The organism is Dokdonella ginsengisoli, assembly GCF_042652785.1.
In the GTDB taxonomy this organism is placed as follows: domain Bacteria; phylum Pseudomonadota; class Gammaproteobacteria; order Xanthomonadales; family Rhodanobacteraceae; genus Dokdonella_A; species Dokdonella_A ginsengisoli.
The window spans coordinates 725,135-740,874 of record NZ_JBHSHD010000010.1; the positions used below are offsets into that span (position 1 = coordinate 725,135).

The following is a 15,740-nucleotide window of genomic DNA, read 5'->3' on the forward strand; positions in this document are numbered from 1 at the left end:
CGGGGTATAGCGCAGTCTGGTAGCGCGCCTGCTTTGGGAGCAGGATGTCGGGGGTTCGAATCCCTCTACCCCGACCAACCCGGCGCGCGACCCAGCGGCTGACGATGCGCCCGTAGCTCAACCGGATAGAGCATCGGCCTTCTAAGCCGACGGTTGCAGGTTCGAGTCCTGTCGGGCGTGCCAGCTTCGCGACGCGATCGGCGTGGCGCAGGCGGGGTGTCGCAGTGGAGCAGGGCAAGCGTTCACGAGAGGCCGGATGCCGATCGGAGAGCGCCCAAGGATGGAGCAGCAAAGGTTTTTCGTGGTGGGCGTAGCTCAGTTGGTTAGAGTACCGGATTGTGATTCCGGTTGTCGGGGGTTCGAATCCCCTCGTCCACCCCAATTTTTTTCGTTATACTTACCAGTTCCGGTCTGCGCGTCGAAGGCATCCCCAGCCTTCCACTCTCAGTCCCTCCCGCAAGGGAGTGCGAACGAGGGTTGCGCGGTGCGTTGCCACGTTGTTTGATACACACGGGGGCCGTTAGCTCAGTTGGTAGAGCAGGAGACTCTTAATCTCTTGGTCCTAGGTTCGAGTCCTAGACGGCCCACCACATTCCACTGCGCGGCGCCGAGCCTGCGCGCTCGCGGGTGAAGAGTGTCGATCCGGGCGAAAGTGGCGGAACTGGTAGACGCGCTGGATTTAGGTTCCAGTGGGGCAACCCGTGAGAGTTCGAGTCTCTCCTTTCGCACGACGCCTGGACGCCGCCTCCCGCCCCGCGGAGCGCCTGCGTCCGGCACGCCTTTGGAATCCCCAGTTCGAGCGGTGCGGCCGGGAGTCGCCCGCGTCCAGTCATTGAGGTAGACCCGATGCAAGTTTCGATCGAAAACGTAGGCTCCCTTGGTCGCAAGCTGACCGTCCGCCTTCCGGCCGCGCGCCTGGAGGACACGGTCCGTTCGCGCATCCAGGAAATGGGCCGCACCGCGCGCCTCAAGGGCTTCCGTCCCGGCAAGGTGCCGACCAAGGTCATCGAGCAGCGTTTCGGCGGGCAGATCCGCAACGAGGCCCTGTCGGAGATGATCGGATCGAGCTTCCAGGAAGCGGTCAACCAGGAAAATCTGCGCCCCGCCGTGCAGCCGTCGATCTCCACCAGCGGTCGCCCGGAGAACGGCGAGATCGAATATGTCGCGACGTTCGAGGTGCTGCCGGAGATCGGCAAGATCGACGTCAGCGCCCTGGAGATCGTCAAGCCGACCTCCAGCGTGACCGCCGCCGACGTCGACCAGATGATCGAAACGCTGCGCCAGCAGCGCCGCAGCTGGACGCCGGTGCAGCGGGCGGCGCAGGACGGCGACATGGTGCTGTTCGAATACTCGGCGGAAGGCGAGGGCGTGCGTCACCCCGAAGCCGGTTCCGACCGCGTCGGCGTGGTGCTCGGCGCGAACGCGTACTCGCCGGAGCTGGAGCAGCAGCTGGCCGGCAAGTCGACCGACGAGGAATTCAAGGCGACGGTGCAGTTCCCCGAGGCCTTCCGCATCGCCGCGCTCGCCGGCAAGTCGGCCGAGGTGGCCGGCAAGGTCGTGCGCGTGCAGGAGCCGCAGCTGCCGGACGTCGACGAGGCCTTCGTGGCCAGCTTCGGCGTCAAGGACGGCGGCCTCGAGCGCTTCCGCGAGGACGTGCGCAGCAACCTGGATCGCGAACTCAAGGGCGTGCTGATGGGGCGCCTGAAGGCCGGCGTCATCGAGAAGCTGGTCGACGCACATCCCGAGCTCGACCTGCCGCAGAGCATGATCGAGAACGAGGCCCGCCAGCTCGCCCGCCAGGCCAATGCGCCGGGCAACGAGGCCTTCGTGGCCTACCTGCCGGTCGCGCGCCGCCGCGTCGGCGCCGGCCTGCTGATCTCCGAACTGGCCCGCCAGAACGAGATCCGCCTCGACCCCAAGCGCGTCAGCGAAGCGCTGGCGACGATCGCCTCGACCTACGAGGAGCCGGAGAAGGTCGTTGAACTCTATACGCGTGACCCCCAGTTGATGCACGCGCTGCGCAACCGCGTGATCGAGGACCAGGTCGTCGAGTGGATCGCCGACCACGCCAAGCACAGCGAACAAGAACTGAGCTTCAACGAAGTCATGCGACCCGGCGCCTGAGCGCCGGGTACCCAGGAGTACCCATGCCGAGCCAAAATTCGCCGATCCACGGCCTCAATCTCGTCCCGATGGTCGTGGAGCAGACCTCGCGCGGCGAGCGCGCCTACGACATCTATTCGCGCCTGCTGAAGGAGCGTCTGGTCTTCGTGGTCGGTCCCATCGACGACTACATGGCCAATGTGATCGTCGCGCAGCTGCTGTTCCTCGAGTCGGAGAACCCCGACAAGGACATCAATCTCTACATCAACAGCCCCGGCGGCGTCGTCACCGCGGGCCTGGCGATCTACGACACGATGCAGTACATCCGCTGCGACGTCAGCACGATGTGCATCGGCCAGGCGGCCAGCGCGGCCTCCCTGCTGCTGATGGCCGGGGCCAAGGGCAAGCGCTACGCGCTGCCGAACTCCCGCGTGATGATCCACCAGCCCTCGGGCGGTGCACAGGGCCAGGCCACCGACATCGAGATCCAGGCGCGCGAGATCCTCTACCTGCGCAACCGCCTGAACCAGATCTACGTCAAGCACACCGGCCAGCCGCTCGAGCAGATCGAGCGCGACATGGAGCGCGACCGCTTCATGAGCGGCGAGGAGGCGAAGACCTACGGTCTCATCGATTCCGTGCTGGAGAGCCGTCCGGGCGAGGCTGCCGTCACCCCTTGAGGACTCGGCGGCGCTTCCCGAGCGGATTTTTCACCTTCCTGAAGGCCGACGCGGACCCGGCTGGCAGCCGGTTGCGCTGTGCTATTCTCGGTCCGCACTGTGCGGCACTACTCCGAGGCGGAGCATGACAGACGAGCGGCAGAGCCGATCGGGCGACAACGGCAAGATTCTCTATTGTTCCTTCTGCGGCAAGAGCCAGCACGAGGTACGCAAGCTGATTGCGGGCCCGTCGGTGTTCATCTGCGACGAGTGCGTCGAGCTCTGCAACGACATCATCCGCGAGGAACTGGAAGAGAAGGCGGCAAGCGCGCGCAGCGACCTGCCCAAGCCGGCCGAGATCCTCGACGTGCTCGACCAGTACGTGATCGGGCAGGCGCGCGCGAAGAAAGTGCTCGCGGTCGCGGTCTACAACCACTACAAGCGCCTGGAATCGCGCGGACGCAACGAGGACGTCGAGCTCGCCAAGTCGAACATCCTGCTGGTCGGCCCGACCGGCTCGGGCAAGACCCTGCTCGCCGACACGCTGGCGCGCCTGCTCAACGTGCCGTTCACGATCGCCGACGCCACCACCCTCACCGAGGCGGGCTACGTCGGCGAGGACGTCGAGAACATCATCCAGAAGCTGCTGCAGAAGTGTGATTACGACGTCGAGAAGGCGCAGACCGGCATCGTCTACATCGACGAGATCGACAAGATCTCGCGCAAGAGCGAGAACCCGTCGATCACGCGCGACGTTTCCGGCGAGGGCGTCCAGCAGGCGCTGCTGAAGCTCATCGAAGGCACCGTCGCCTCGGTGCCGCCGCAGGGCGGCCGCAAGCATCCGCAGCAGGAGTTCCTGCAGGTCGACACGAAGAACATCCTGTTCATCGTCGGCGGCGCGTTCGCCGGGCTCGAGAAGATCATCCTGCAGCGCTCGGAATCGACCGGCATCGGCTTCAACGCCGAGGTGCGCAGCAAGGATCGCCGCGCCGACACCGGCAAGCTGCTCGCCGACGTGCAGCCGGAAGACCTTATCAAGTTCGGACTGATTCCCGAGTTCGTCGGCCGCCTGCCGGTCGTGGCGACGCTCGAGGAGCTCGACGAGACCGCACTGGTCAAGATCCTGACCGAGCCGAAGAACGCGATCACCAAGCAGTTCAAGCGCCTGTTCGAAATGGAGGGCGTCGAGCTGGAGTTCCGTCCCGACGCGCTGACTGCGGTCGCGCACAAGGCGATCAAGCGCAAGACCGGCGCGCGTGGCCTGCGCACGATCCTCGAGCAGGTGCTGCTCGACACGATGTTCGAGCTGCCGTCGCTGGAGCACGTCAGCAAGGTCGTCGTCGACGAGGCCGTCATCAACGGCCAGGCCGAGCCTTACCTGATCTATCGCGGCAACATGCAGACGCGCGCCGCGGCGTCTTCCGAGTAGCGCCGGGGAGAGCCGTTCGCGTGCCTCGAAGCGAACGTCCTCCTTGCAATCGCGCCGGGAAATCCTCACTTGACGATACGGCAGCGTGGGTACACGCTGCCGTTCGCGTTTTCGCGTTGTCCACGTCCCATCTTTCCGATCCTGCAGGCCGATGACCGACAAGCCCATCCAATCCGCCCAGTCCTCTCACGATCTCGTCGAGCTGCCGGTGCTGCCGCTGCGCGACGTGGTGGTGTTTCCGCACATGGTGATCCCGCTGTTCGTCGGCCGCGAGAAGTCCGTGCGCGCGCTCGACATCGCGATGGAAAGCGGGCGCAAGATCCTGCTCGTCGCGCAGCGCAGCCCGGACGTCGACGAGCCGGCCGCCGGCGACCTGTATTCGATCGGCACCATCGCCAGCGTGCTGCAGCTGCTGAAGCTGCCGGACGGCACAATCAAGGTGCTGGTCGAGGGTTCCGACCGCGCCGAGATCGAGACCTTCGGCGAGCGCAACGGCCTGATGGTCGCCCACGCGCGCGTGCTGGACGCTGCGTACACGCGCAGCGAGCGCGAGGTCGAGGTGATCGGACGCCAGCTGGTCAGCCAGTTCGAGCAGCTGGTGAAGCTGTCGCGCAAGATCCCGCCGGAGCTGATGTCCACGCTGGCCGGCATCGAGGATCCGTCGCGCCTGGCCGACACCGTCGCCTCGCACATCGCGGTGCGCGTCGCGGAGAAGCAGAAGGTGCTCGAGACCGTCGACGTCGCCGACCGTCAGGAGCTGCTGGTCGGCATGGTCGACGGCGAGATCGACGTGCAGCAGATCGAAAAGCGCATCCGCGGCCGCGTCAAGACGCAGATGGAGAAGAGCCAGCGCGAGTACTACCTCAACGAGCAGATGAAGGCGATCCAGAAGGAGCTCGGCGACAGCGAGGACGCGCCGAACGAACTGGAAGAACTGGCGCGCCGGATCGGCGCGGCCGGCATGCCCAAGCCGATCGAGACCAAGGCGCGCGCCGAGCTGAACAAGCTCAAGCAGATGTCGCCGATGTCGGCCGAAGCGACCGTCGTGCGCAACTACATCGACGTCATGCTGAGCGTGCCGTGGAAGAAGAAGACCAAGGTGCGCCGCGACCTCAATCGCGCCGAGGAAGTGCTCGACGCCGACCATTTCGGGCTCGAGAAGGTCAAGGAGCGCATCCTCGAATACCTCGCCGTGCAGCAGCGCGTGAACAAGATGAAGGGGCCGATCCTCTGCCTCGTCGGGCCGCCCGGCGTGGGCAAGACCTCGCTCGGCCAGTCGATCGCCAAGGCGACCAACCGCAAGTTCATCCGCATGTCGCTCGGCGGCGTGCGTGACGAGGCCGAGATCCGCGGCCATCGCCGCACCTACATCGGCTCGATGCCCGGCAGGATCATCCAGAACCTGGCCAAGGCCGGCACCAAGAACCCGCTGTTCGTGCTCGACGAGATCGACAAGATGTCGATGGACTTCCGCGGCGATCCGTCCGCGGCCCTGCTCGAAGTGCTCGATCCGGAACAGAACCACACGTTCAACGACCACTACCTCGAGGTCGACGTCGACCTGTCGGAAGTGATGTGGATCGCCACCGCGAACTCGCTGAACATTCCGCCGGCGCTGGCCGACCGCATGGAAGTGATCCGCATCCCCGGCTACACCGAGGACGAGAAGGTCAACATCGCCGAGCGCTACCTCGTGCCCAAGCAGTTGAAGGCGAACGGCCTGAAGGCTTCCGAGCTGTCGATCGCCGAAGGCGCCATCCGCGACGTGATCCGCTACTACACGCGCGAGTCCGGCGTGCGCAGCCTCGATCGCGAGATGTCCAAGATCTGCCGCAAGGTCGTCAAGGAGCTCAGCCTCGCCGCGGTCAAGGCGGCGAAGAAGGGCAAGGACGCGGACGAGCGCAAGCGCAAAGTCAGCGTCACCTCGAAGAACCTCGACGACTACCTGGGCGTGCGCAAGTTCACGTTCGGCCGCGCCGAGCAGCAGAACGAGGTCGGCCTGGTCACGGGCCTGGCGTGGACCGAAGTCGGCGGCGACCTGCTCAGCATCGAAGCCACCGTGGTGCCGGGCAAGGGCAAGCTGATCCACACGGGCCAGCTCGGCGACGTGATGCAGGAGTCGATCCAGGCCGCGCTGAGCGTCGTGCGCGCGCGCGCCGACCGGCTCGGCATCGATCCGGAGTTCCACCAGAAGCTCGACATCCACGTGCACGTGCCGGAAGGCGCGACGCCGAAGGACGGCCCCAGCGCCGGTATTGCGATGTGCACCGCGCTGGTGTCCGTGCTGACCAAGGTGCCGGTGCGCTCCGAGGTGGCGATGACCGGCGAGATCACGCTGCGCGGCCGCGTGCTGCCGATCGGTGGCCTGAAGGAGAAGCTGCTTGCGGCACATCGCGGCGGCATCACGACGGTGATCATCCCCGAGGAGAACCGCAAGGATCTCGCCGACATCCCGAAGAACGTGACGCAGTCGCTGGATATCCATCCGGTGCGCTGGATCGACGAGGTGCTCGACCTCGCGCTCGAGCGGCCGCTGGCTCCGGCCGCGCGCTCCGAAGGCGAGGCGCCGATCGCCCGCGAGGACGCCGCAGTCGAGACCCCGGCACGCCCGCACTGATCCGGTCATCCGGGCCGGCGTCGCCATCGACGCCGGCCCGGATCATCACGGTTGATCGCAGCGATCGAAGCCGCTGTACGAATCGCATATCCGGCGCGTGACGAATTTCCGACCGATCGCTGCTTCCGACTGTCAAGGGAGAGTGCGGGAAATTCACCTTTCCCAAAGTGCCCGAAAGCCCTGAAAAGCGCGCCACGCCTTGTATTGCGTGCCCTCGGACCCGCTGGTATAAAGGGCGCGCCGCGATCCAGGGGATGGAATATCCGAGCGATTGCGGGGTTGCGAAGCCGACGAATTCGAGGTGGAAGGACCTCTCGAACGCATGCTTCGACTCGATCAAATTCACTGCGGAGCGACTGCTCCGAGATGGGAGTCATAAATGAATAAAGGCGACTTCGTTACCTCCATTGCCGATGCGTCCGGCCTGACCAAGGCCGATGCCGAGCGCGCGGTCGAAGCGATGTTCAAGGTGGTCAAGAAGACTCTGAAGGCGGGCGAATCGATCTCGCTGGTCGGCTTCGGTACCTTCGTGGTGCGCAAGCGCGCAGCGCGTACCGGCCGCAATCCGCGCACGGGCGCGACGATCAAGATCAAGGCTTCGAAGGTTCCGGCGTTCAAGGCCGGCAAGGCGCTGAAGGACGCCCTCGGCTGATAGCCGACAGCCCCGCTTCGTCGGATCCGGCGAGGTCGACCGGGTCTTCTGAAAAACGATCGGGTGCTTAGCTCAGCGGTAGAGCGTCGCCCTTACAAGGCGAGGGTCGGGGGTTCGAAACCCTCAGCACCCACCAAGCGGTACCGGATGCGCTCTGGGGTGCGCGCCGGATGGCCGGAACGGGACGAAGGTCCCTGAGGCCGAGCGTCAACGCAAGGGCGCCCACGTGGCGCCCTTGGCTTTCATGGACTTCTCGCGCGCGCTGGGTTCGCCTCCCGCGACCGCGTAGAATTCGCGCCCCGGACGAGTCGCCCCGGCTCCGACCGCGCCACCTTCCAGAACAGGTCTTCGTACTCATGCTGCAACTGCTCCGCGGAAAGAAATCCAGCCTGCTGGTCAAGATCATCCTCGGCGTGATCGTCATCGGCTTTTCGTTCTTCGGAATCGAGTCGTATTTCATCGCCAACGTCGACACCAGCGTCGCGCGCGTGGGCGGTTCGGAGATCAGCCAGGACCAGTTCCGCGAGCGCTTCAGCCAGTATCGCCAGCGCATGGTGCAGATGATGGGCGGCGCCGGCGACGTCTCGTTCCTCGACCGGCCCGAGGTCAAGCGCCAGCTGCTGAACACGATGGTCGACGAGCGCGTGCTGCTGGAGGCGAACGACAAGCTCGGCGTGGCGATTCCGGCGGAGCGCATCCGCAACGAGATCCTCGGCATCTCCGCGTTCCAGAGCGAAGGCAAGTTCGACGCCGACCAGTACAAGATGCTGCTCGCCTCGCAGGGCCTGACCGCGGCCGGCTTCGAGCAGCGCCTGCGCGACGACCTCGCCACGCGCGAACTGCCGCTGCAGGTTTCGGCGACCGCGCTGGTCACCGACGCCGAAGTGGACGCCTACCTGCGCCTGAAGGACCAGCGCCGCGACTTCCACTACGTCAAGCTCGACAAGCCGGCGCTGGAAAGCGAGGAAGTCGCCGATGCCGACATCGAGGCGTACTACAAGGACCACTCCGCCGATTTCATGACGCCCGAGCGCGTCGCGCTGGACTACGTCGAACTCGACGGCTCCAAGCTGGACATCGACCAGACGCCGGACGACAGCGTGCTGCAGGAGCGCTACGAGAAGGAGAAGGCGCGCTTCGTCACGGCCGAGCAGCGCCTGGCTTCGCACATCCTGGTCAAGGTCGGCGGCAAGGGCGGCCCCGAGGACCAGAAGCAGGCCCTGGCCAAGGCCGAGGCGATCGAACAGCAGATCAAGGGCGGCAAGTCCTTCGCCGACGTCGCCAAGCAGGAATCGGAAGACCTCGGCTCGAAGAACCTCGGCGGCGACCTGGGCTGGCTCGACAAGGGCACCACCGACGAGGCATTCGAGACCGCGCTGTTCGCGCTGCAGAAGGGCGAGATTTCCAAGCCGGTCCTGACCGGCGAGGGCTACCACGTCATCGAACTGCGCGACCTGCGTCCGGGCAAGACCCGTACGTTCGACGAGGTCAAGCCGGAGCTGGCCAAGCAGTACGCGGAATCCGAACGCGATCGCGTCTACGCCGAGAAGGCCGGCCGTCTGACCGATCTGACCTACCAGAATCCGGCCTCGCTCGAGACCGCGTCGAAGGAACTCGGCCTGAAGGTGCAGAAGTCCACGCTGTTCGCACGCCAGGGCGGCGGCGACGGCCTCGCCGCGAATCCGGCGGTGGTCAAGGCGGCGTTCTCCGACAGCGTGCTGGTGCAGAACAACAATTCCGATCCGGTCGAGATCGGCCCGAACCACGTCGTCGTGGTGCGCATCGCCGAACACAAGCCGGCGACGCCGATCCCGCTGGACCAGGTGAAGGACGCCGTGCGCGGCAAGATCCTCGCCGAGCGCGCCAGCAAGCACGCCAGGGAGCGCGCCGATTCGCTGTTCGCCGAGTTCGACAAGGGCGGCAGCCTGGAGCAGCTGGCGACGGCGCAGAAGCTCAAGCTGGAGGAGCAGAAGGGCGTCGGGCGCGACGCCGCCGTGCCGGACAGCATGCTGGTGAAGGCCGTGTTCGCCATGCCGCGTCCCGCGGACGGAAAGCCGGCGCGGAAGCTGGTCGAACTGGGCGCCGACAATTACGCGCTGGTCCAGCTCGACGGCGTCGTCGACGGCGATCCGTCCAAGCTCGACGCGAAGACGCGCGAAGCCACCCGCACCACGCTGACCGAAGGCGCCGGCTTCGCCACCGTGCGCGAGTTCGTCGCCGCGCTGCGCAAGAACACCAAGGTCACGGTGTCGGAGAACCGCCTCGACGAGTAACCGGGCGCCGCTGCCGAAGCTGTGCAAATGCGAAGGGGCCGATCCTGCGATCGGCCCCTTCGTCTTTGCGGAGGTTGCGATGTGCGGACGTTCCGAGGGCATCGCCCCGGATGTTCCGCACCGTCGCCGCGCGTCGCGGCGACGGTGCGGCGTCGCTCAGATGCCGGTCATGCCCAGCGTGTTGTAGCCGGCGTCGACGAAGGTGACTTCGCCGGTGATGCCGGAGGCGAGATCGGAGCAAAGGAAGGCGGCCGTATTGCCGACCTCGTCGATCGTCACGCTGCGGCGCAGCGGCGCGTTCTCCTCGACGTGGTCGAGCATCTTGCGGAAGTTGGCGATGCCCGAGGCGGCCAGGGTCTTGATCGGACCGGCCGAGATCGCGTTGACGCGCGTGCCTTCCGGGCCGAGGTTGTAGGCGAGGTAACGCACGTTCGCCTCGAGGCTGGCCTTGGCCAGGCCCATCACGTTGTAGTTCGCCAGCGCACGGTCGGCGCCGAGGTAGGTCAGCGTCAGGATCGAGCCGCCGCGTCCCTTCATCAGCGGGCGCGCCGCCTTCGCCATCGCGGCCAGACTGTAGCTGGAGATGTCGTGCGCGACGGCGAAGTTCTCGCGCGTCAGGCCGTCGAGGAACTCACCCTGCAGCGCCTCGCGCGGCGCGAAGCCGATCGAGTGCACGAGGATGTCGAAGCCGTCCCAGTGCTGGCCCAGGTTCTCGAACAGCGCGGCGATGTCGTCGTCGCGCGTGACGTCGCAGGGCAGCACGATGTTCGAGCCGAACGCGGCGGCCGCCTCGTCGACGCGATCCTTGAGCTTTTCCTCGACGTAGGTGAAGGCGAGCTGCGCCCCTTCGCGATGCATCGCGTTGGCGATGCCCCAGGCGATCGAACGCTGACTCAGAATGCCGGTGATCAAGGCGCGCTTGCCGTGCAGGAAACCCATCTGTCCTCCGAAACTGCGTGGCGTGAAAACGGCGCAGTGTAACCGAGTCAGTCCGCCGTCGGTCCCAGGCGCAGGCGGTCGCCCAGGTGCAGGGTTCCGTGCGCGCGCGGATTCCAGCGGCGCAGATCCTTCAGCGACAGGCCGTAGCGGCGCGCGATGGCCGACAAGGTGTCGCCGGAGGCGATGACGTGCGTGCGCGGACGGCGTGCCGGTTCGCTGCGCGTATCGGCCAGGGGCTCCGGCTCGCGGCCGGGCAGCAGCAGGCGGGTGCTGTGGGTGACCGTGGAGTTCTCGTCGATCGAATTGGCCAGCGCCAGCACGGCGACCGGCACGCCGATCTGCGCCGCCCAGCTGCCGAGGCCACCGCTGCGCGCGGCCGGCTGCTCGCACCAGTCGCTCCAGTACGCTACCGGCACGCTGTCCGCCGCCGCCAGGAAGCGATCCGCGTGCGTGGCCGGCAGCAGCAGCCGGGGCTTGGCATCGGCGGACATGCGGTTGCGCCGGTAGCCGGCGTTCCAGCGCCGCAGATCGTCGATCTCGACGCCGGACAGGCGCGCCGCCAGGCGCAGGTCCATGCCTGCCTTCAGATCCACGCTCTGCAGGCGGTCGTCGGTGCTCGGCTCGGGCAGCTCGATGCCGAAGCGCTGCGGGTCCTCGACGATGCAGGCGAGGGCGAGCAGGCGGTCGAGGTGCTCGTGCGTGATCGGATTGAACGCGACCTTGCCGAGTTCCTCGGCCGACAGCGTGCGCGGATCGCGCTCGCCGAGCAGTTTCTTGACGCGGAATTCGCCGCTGTTGAACGCCATGTTCGCCAGGCGCCAGTCGGCGAATTCCTTGCGGTAGCGTTCGATCAGGTCGAGCGCGACGCGCGTGGAGGCGAGCGGATCGAGGCGGCCGTCGTAGTCCTTGTCCACCGCCAGGCCCGAGCCGCGCGCGGTATCGGGCATCAGCTGCCACATGCCGGCCGGGCGATCGCCGCGCGGGGCGACCGGCTGATAGCCGCTCTCGACGTACGGCAGCATGGCGAATTCGCCGGGCAGGTCGCGCTTCTCGATCTCGTCGACGACCAGCAGCAGCACCGGCATCGCCCGTTCCCAGCTGGCCGTGAATGCACGCGAGCCGCGCGCGTAGCTGCGCGCCCAGCGCTGCACGCCGGGGCGGTAGTCGCAGGCCTGCATGGCGAAGCGGCTGCGCAGCCGCGCCCACGGCGACTCGGGCGCCGCGGTGGCGCCGTCGAGCGACGGCGCGCGGATCGGAACGTCGGCGACGCGCGGCGGCGGCGGAGCGGGCGAGGGCGGCGGGGCAGGGACGGGGGGCCGCAGCACGGGCGCGCTGCAGGCGGCGAGCACGGCGACGCCGGCGCCGAGCAGCCCGGTACGCAGGCGCGCGACCGTCCGCCGGCTCACGCGGCGACGGCCTTGTAGTCGTCCTTGCGCCGGCGCAGATCAGCGAAGCGCGCGACGCGGTCGGTGCCGCCGAGCGCGTCGACCAGCGCGGCGCAGTCCACGCGCAGGAACGGATTGCAGGCGCGCTCGTCGTCGAGTGTCGAGGGCAGGGTCGGCGCGCCGTGCGCGCGCAGCTGCGCCGCCTGCGCGCTGCGCGCCTGCAGCGCCGCGTTGTGAGGGTCGACGCTGCGCGCGAACGCGCAGTTCGCCACCGTGTATTCGTGGCCGCAGCACACGCGCGTGTCGCCGGGCAACGCGGCCAGGCGGTCGAGCGAGGCCAGCATCTGCTCGGGCGTGCCTTCGAACATCCGCCCGCAGCCGACGCTGAACAGGGTGTCGCCGCAGAACAGCAGTCCGTTGCCATGGTAGGCGACATGACTGCGCGTATGGCCCGGGACGGCGATGACGGTGAAGTCGAGATCGGGTTCGGCCAGCCGCACGCGGTCGCCGTCGCCGACGCGCACCGTGGCCGCGGCGATGCGCTCGTCGACCGGCGCGTAGACCTCGGCGCCGGTCTGCGCGGCGAGCGTCGCGGCGCCGCCGATGTGGTCCGGATGATGATGCGTCAGCAGGATCGCGCGCAGGCGCAGGCCCTCGCGGGCCAGCGCGGTGTACACGGGCGCGGCTTCGCCGGGATCGACCACCACGGCCGCACCCGCCGCGTCGGCGAGCAGCCAGATGTAGTTGTCGGCGAGCGCGGGGAGGGCGATCAGACGCATGGGCGGCGCGAATATAGCCAGCGGGGTGGCGTGGGAGGTTAATTCGGCATTAGGGCGTTCCGTCCCCGACGCCCCGATCGCCACTGCCGGTGTACGACGCACGGCCTGCGCAGTCCGTGAACGGGTTACACTTCCGCAGGTTTCCTCCTTCCGAAGTCCGTGATCACCGGCCCCGACAGCCTGTTCGCCCTGCCCGACGTCGTCTGCCTGCTGCGCGACGAGCTGGAGCGCGCCTCCGAGCACGCGGCGCGCCAGCCGAACGGACACGCGCTGGTGCTGCAGGCCTGCGCGGCCAGCCGCGACCTCGAGGTGCGCACGCGCCATCTGCACGCCGTGCGCGTGCATGCCGAAGGCGACCGCCTCGCCGGCGACGCGGTCTGCGCGCCCGATGCGCTGCCGTGGGAGGACGAGGCGTTCCGGCTGATCGTCGTGCAGCACGTCGCCGACGTGCTGCCGTCCGAGGGGCTCATCGACGAACTGGCGCGCCTGCTCGCGCCTGGCGGCGTGCTGCTCTGGTTCGGATTCAATCCGTGGAGCCCGTGGCTGGCCTGGCTGCACTGGCAGGCGCGGCGCGGGCTGCCGCTGCCGCATCCTTCGCAAGCCGATTTCGCGCGGCGGCGCCTGTTGCGGCGCCAGCTGGCGCCGGTCAGCGTCGACTATCTCGGAGCGTGCTGGCCGCAGCGCGGAACCGCTTCGGCGCTGCACGATCTGCGCCTGCTGATGCCGCTGCGCGGCGCCTATCTGCTGACGGCTTCCAAGCAGCGTGCGGTGCTGACGCCGCTGCGTCCGCGCCTGGTGCGCCAGCGCGAGCGCGTCGCGATTCGTCCGCTGGCCTCGCCGAGCCATCGCGCCTGCGCATGACGGAAGCCGCCGCGGACGCCGGATGCGTCGAGCTCTATACCGATGGCGCCTGCCTCGGCAATCCCGGACCGGGCGGGTGGGGCGCGCTGCTGCGCTTCGGCACGCGCGAGAAGGAACTCTCCGGCGGAGAGCCGCTGACCACCAACAACCGCATGGAACTGATGGCCGCAATCGCCGGGCTCGAAGCGCTCAAGCGCCCCTGCGCCGTCGCGCTGACCACCGATTCGCAGTACGTCAAGCAGGGCGTCGAGCAATGGATGGCGCGCTGGCGCGCAAACGGCTGGCGCACCAGCGACCGCAAGCCGGTCAAGAACCAGGACCTGTGGGAGCGCCTGTCGGCCGCGATCGCGGACCACCGCGTGACCTGGCACTGGGTCAAGGGCCACGCCGGCCACGCCGAGAACGAGCGCGTGGACGTGCTCGCGCGCGAGGCGGCGCTGGCGTTCAAGCAGGGAAGGAGCGCATGAGACAGATCATCCTCGACACCGAGACCACCGGCCTGGAAGCCCAGCGCGGCCATCGCCTGATCGAAATCGGCTGCATCGAGCTGGTGCAGCGGCGGCCGACCGGCCGCACCTTCCACACCTACCTCAATCCGGAGCGCCTGATCGACGAAGGCGCGCGCGCCGTGACCGGCATCGAGGACGACTTCCTGCTCGACAAGCCGCGCTTCGCGGACGTCGCCGCCGAGTTCCTCCAGTTCGTCGACGGCGCCGAGGTGATCGCGCACAACGCGGCCTTCGACGTCGGCTTCATCGACGCCGAGCTGGCCCGCATCGGTGCCGGCCGGTTCGCCGAGCGCGTGCAGGTGCTCGACACGCTGGCGCTGGCGCGCGAGAAGTTTCCGGGGCAGCGCAACAGCCTCGACGCCCTGTGCAAGCGGCTCGGCGTCGACAACAGCCATCGCGAACTGCACGGCGCGCTGCTCGATGCGAACCTGCTCGCCGACGTCTACCTGGCGCTGACGGCGGGGCAGGGACAGCTCGGCTTCGCCAGCGAAACGGCGGTGACCGAGACCCAGGTGATCGCCGCCACGCTGAAGATCCTCGTGCGGCCGCGCATCCTGCGTGCCGCCGAGCGCGAGCTGGAAGCGCACGAGGCGAGGCTCGCCGCGATCGACAAGAAGAGCAACGGCGCCTGTCTGTGGCGGCAGTGACGCCGCCGAACGGCGCGGGAGAACCTTAGCGGGCGCGCACCAGGATCACGGTGACGTTGTCCGAGCCGCCGCCGTCGAGCGCTGCGATGACCAGGTGGTCGACGCATTCCTGCGCGCTCAGGTCCTGGCGGGCGACGATCGCGGCGATCGCGGCGTCCTTGACCTCCTCGGTCAGCCCGTCGCTGCACAGGAGCAGCTGCATGCCCGGACGCAGCACTCCGCGCACGCTCTCCACGCGCAGCGCCTGCGGGTCGGTCACGCCGAGCGCCTGCGTCACCACGTTGCGGTGCGGATGACTGCGCGCCTGTTCGCTGGTGATGGCGCCCTGGTCGACCAGCTCCTGCACGTAGGAATGGTCCTGCGAGAGCTGCTTGAGCGTGCCATCGCTCCACACGTAGACCCGGCTGTCGCCGACCCAAGCCACCTCGAAGTCGCCGGCACCGTTGGGAATGCGCAGCGCGGCGATCGTCGTGCCCATCGGCAGCGACTCGGAGCGCCGCGTGGAATGGCGGATGATCTCCTCGTCGGCGAGCTGGATCGCCTGCACCAGCTCGACACCCTTGCCGACCTCGCGCACCAGCGTGTCCCGCGCCAGCGCGCTGGCCACCTCGCCGTGCTCATGGCCGCCCATGCCGTCAGCGACCAGCCAAAGCCCCAGCTCTCCGTCGGCGTAGTAGGTGTCCTCGTTGTGCTCGCGCCGCAAGCCGACGTGGGTGCTGTGTCCGTATTCGATCATGCGCGGCACTGGGCTCCGGAAGCGGCATAGGATGCCGCTTGGTTTGCGCTGGGCGCAATACAACAAGTTTGTCAGGGGGTGTGAAAAGTATACCTTGAATGTTTGCAATGTATATTATGTCAAATATTGAATCGAACTCCGGGCGGCGATG

13 protein-coding genes and 6 tRNA genes are annotated in these 15,740 nt (G+C 67.7%); 15 read left to right on the forward strand and 4 right to left on the reverse strand.

Annotated features, from left to right (window positions below):
- The 12 genes from ACFO6Q_RS15390 to ACFO6Q_RS15445 all read left to right on the forward strand — a co-directional run bounded on the left by ACFO6Q_RS15390 (position 1) and on the right by ACFO6Q_RS15445 (position 9,733).
- A tRNA-Pro gene (locus tag ACFO6Q_RS15390) sits at positions 1–77 on the forward strand.
- A 29-nt stretch (positions 78–106) separates the two neighbouring features.
- Positions 107–183 (forward strand) — tRNA-Arg (locus tag ACFO6Q_RS15395).
- Between the two features lie 121 nt (positions 184–304).
- Positions 305–381: transfer RNA gene (locus ACFO6Q_RS15400), tRNA-His, on the forward strand.
- A 133-nt stretch (positions 382–514) separates the two neighbouring features.
- Positions 515–590: transfer RNA gene (locus ACFO6Q_RS15405), tRNA-Lys, on the forward strand.
- A gap of 56 nt (positions 591–646) precedes the next feature.
- Positions 647–728: transfer RNA gene (locus ACFO6Q_RS15410), tRNA-Leu, on the forward strand.
- A gap of 118 nt (positions 729–846) precedes the next feature.
- The gene (gene tig / locus ACFO6Q_RS15415) at positions 847–2,124 is read left to right on the forward strand and encodes a trigger factor (RefSeq protein WP_380021990.1); all 1,278 of its coding nucleotides are present in this window, start codon (positions 847–849) and stop codon (positions 2,122–2,124) included.
- Positions 2,125–2,147: 23 nt separating this feature from the next.
- A complete protein-coding gene (gene clpP / locus ACFO6Q_RS15420; RefSeq protein WP_380021991.1) occupies positions 2,148–2,783 on the forward strand; it encodes an ATP-dependent Clp endopeptidase proteolytic subunit ClpP in 636 nt (211 codons plus the stop codon).
- 124 nt (positions 2,784–2,907) lie between these two features.
- Positions 2,908–4,191 (forward strand): ATP-dependent Clp protease ATP-binding subunit ClpX, encoded by a 1,284-nt coding sequence (gene clpX / locus ACFO6Q_RS15425; RefSeq protein WP_380021992.1) that lies wholly within the window; start codon positions 2,908–2,910, stop codon positions 4,189–4,191.
- A 151-nt stretch (positions 4,192–4,342) separates the two neighbouring features.
- Entirely contained in the window at positions 4,343–6,808 is a 2,466-nt protein-coding gene (gene lon, locus ACFO6Q_RS15430; RefSeq protein WP_380021993.1) for an endopeptidase La, read from the forward strand.
- Between the two features lie 379 nt (positions 6,809–7,187).
- A complete protein-coding gene (locus ACFO6Q_RS15435) occupies positions 7,188–7,460 on the forward strand; it encodes an HU family DNA-binding protein (protein WP_380021994.1) in 273 nt (90 codons plus the stop codon).
- Positions 7,461–7,521: 61 nt separating this feature from the next.
- Positions 7,522–7,596, forward strand: a tRNA-Val gene (locus ACFO6Q_RS15440).
- A gap of 220 nt (positions 7,597–7,816) precedes the next feature.
- The gene (locus ACFO6Q_RS15445; RefSeq protein ID WP_380021995.1) at positions 7,817–9,733 is read left to right on the forward strand and encodes a SurA N-terminal domain-containing protein; all 1,917 of its coding nucleotides are present in this window, start codon (positions 7,817–7,819) and stop codon (positions 9,731–9,733) included.
- A 156-nt stretch (positions 9,734–9,889) separates the two neighbouring features.
- Here ACFO6Q_RS15445 and ACFO6Q_RS15450 read toward each other — a convergent pair whose 3' ends face one another.
- From ACFO6Q_RS15450 to gloB, 3 genes are read right to left on the reverse strand one after another with little or no spacing between them, the layout of a single operon-like run.
- Positions 9,890–10,672, reverse strand: coding sequence for an enoyl-ACP reductase FabI (locus ACFO6Q_RS15450; RefSeq protein WP_380021996.1), 783 nt, complete (start codon positions 10,670–10,672; stop codon positions 9,890–9,892).
- A gap of 47 nt (positions 10,673–10,719) precedes the next feature.
- Entirely contained in the window at positions 10,720–12,078 is a 1,359-nt protein-coding gene (locus tag ACFO6Q_RS15455; protein ID WP_380021997.1) for a transglycosylase SLT domain-containing protein, read from the reverse strand.
- A complete protein-coding gene (gene gloB / locus ACFO6Q_RS15460; protein WP_380021998.1) occupies positions 12,075–12,836 on the reverse strand; it encodes a hydroxyacylglutathione hydrolase in 762 nt (253 codons plus the stop codon). Before gloB ends, ACFO6Q_RS15455 begins: the two co-directional genes overlap by 4 nt.
- Before the next feature lie 159 nt (positions 12,837–12,995).
- On the opposite strand from gloB, the gene ACFO6Q_RS15465 reads away from it, so the two are divergent.
- From ACFO6Q_RS15465 to dnaQ, 3 genes are read left to right on the forward strand one after another with little or no spacing between them, the layout of a single operon-like run.
- The gene (locus tag ACFO6Q_RS15465) at positions 12,996–13,697 is read left to right on the forward strand and encodes a methyltransferase domain-containing protein (protein WP_380021999.1); all 702 of its coding nucleotides are present in this window, start codon (positions 12,996–12,998) and stop codon (positions 13,695–13,697) included.
- The gene (gene rnhA / locus ACFO6Q_RS15470) at positions 13,694–14,164 is read left to right on the forward strand and encodes a ribonuclease HI (protein WP_380022000.1); all 471 of its coding nucleotides are present in this window, start codon (positions 13,694–13,696) and stop codon (positions 14,162–14,164) included. Before ACFO6Q_RS15465 ends, rnhA begins: the two co-directional genes overlap by 4 nt.
- Positions 14,161–14,853 carry a DNA polymerase III subunit epsilon gene (gene dnaQ / locus ACFO6Q_RS15475; RefSeq protein WP_380022001.1) on the forward strand — a complete coding sequence of 231 codons (693 nt, stop codon included), beginning with the start codon at positions 14,161–14,163 and terminating at the stop codon, positions 14,851–14,853. Before rnhA ends, dnaQ begins: the two co-directional genes overlap by 4 nt.
- 25 nt (positions 14,854–14,878) lie before the next feature.
- On the opposite strand, the gene ACFO6Q_RS15480 is transcribed toward dnaQ, so the two are convergent.
- Entirely contained in the window at positions 14,879–15,589 is a 711-nt protein-coding gene (locus ACFO6Q_RS15480; RefSeq protein ID WP_380022002.1) for a PP2C family protein-serine/threonine phosphatase, read from the reverse strand.
- Positions 15,590–15,740 lie beyond the last annotated feature (151 nt).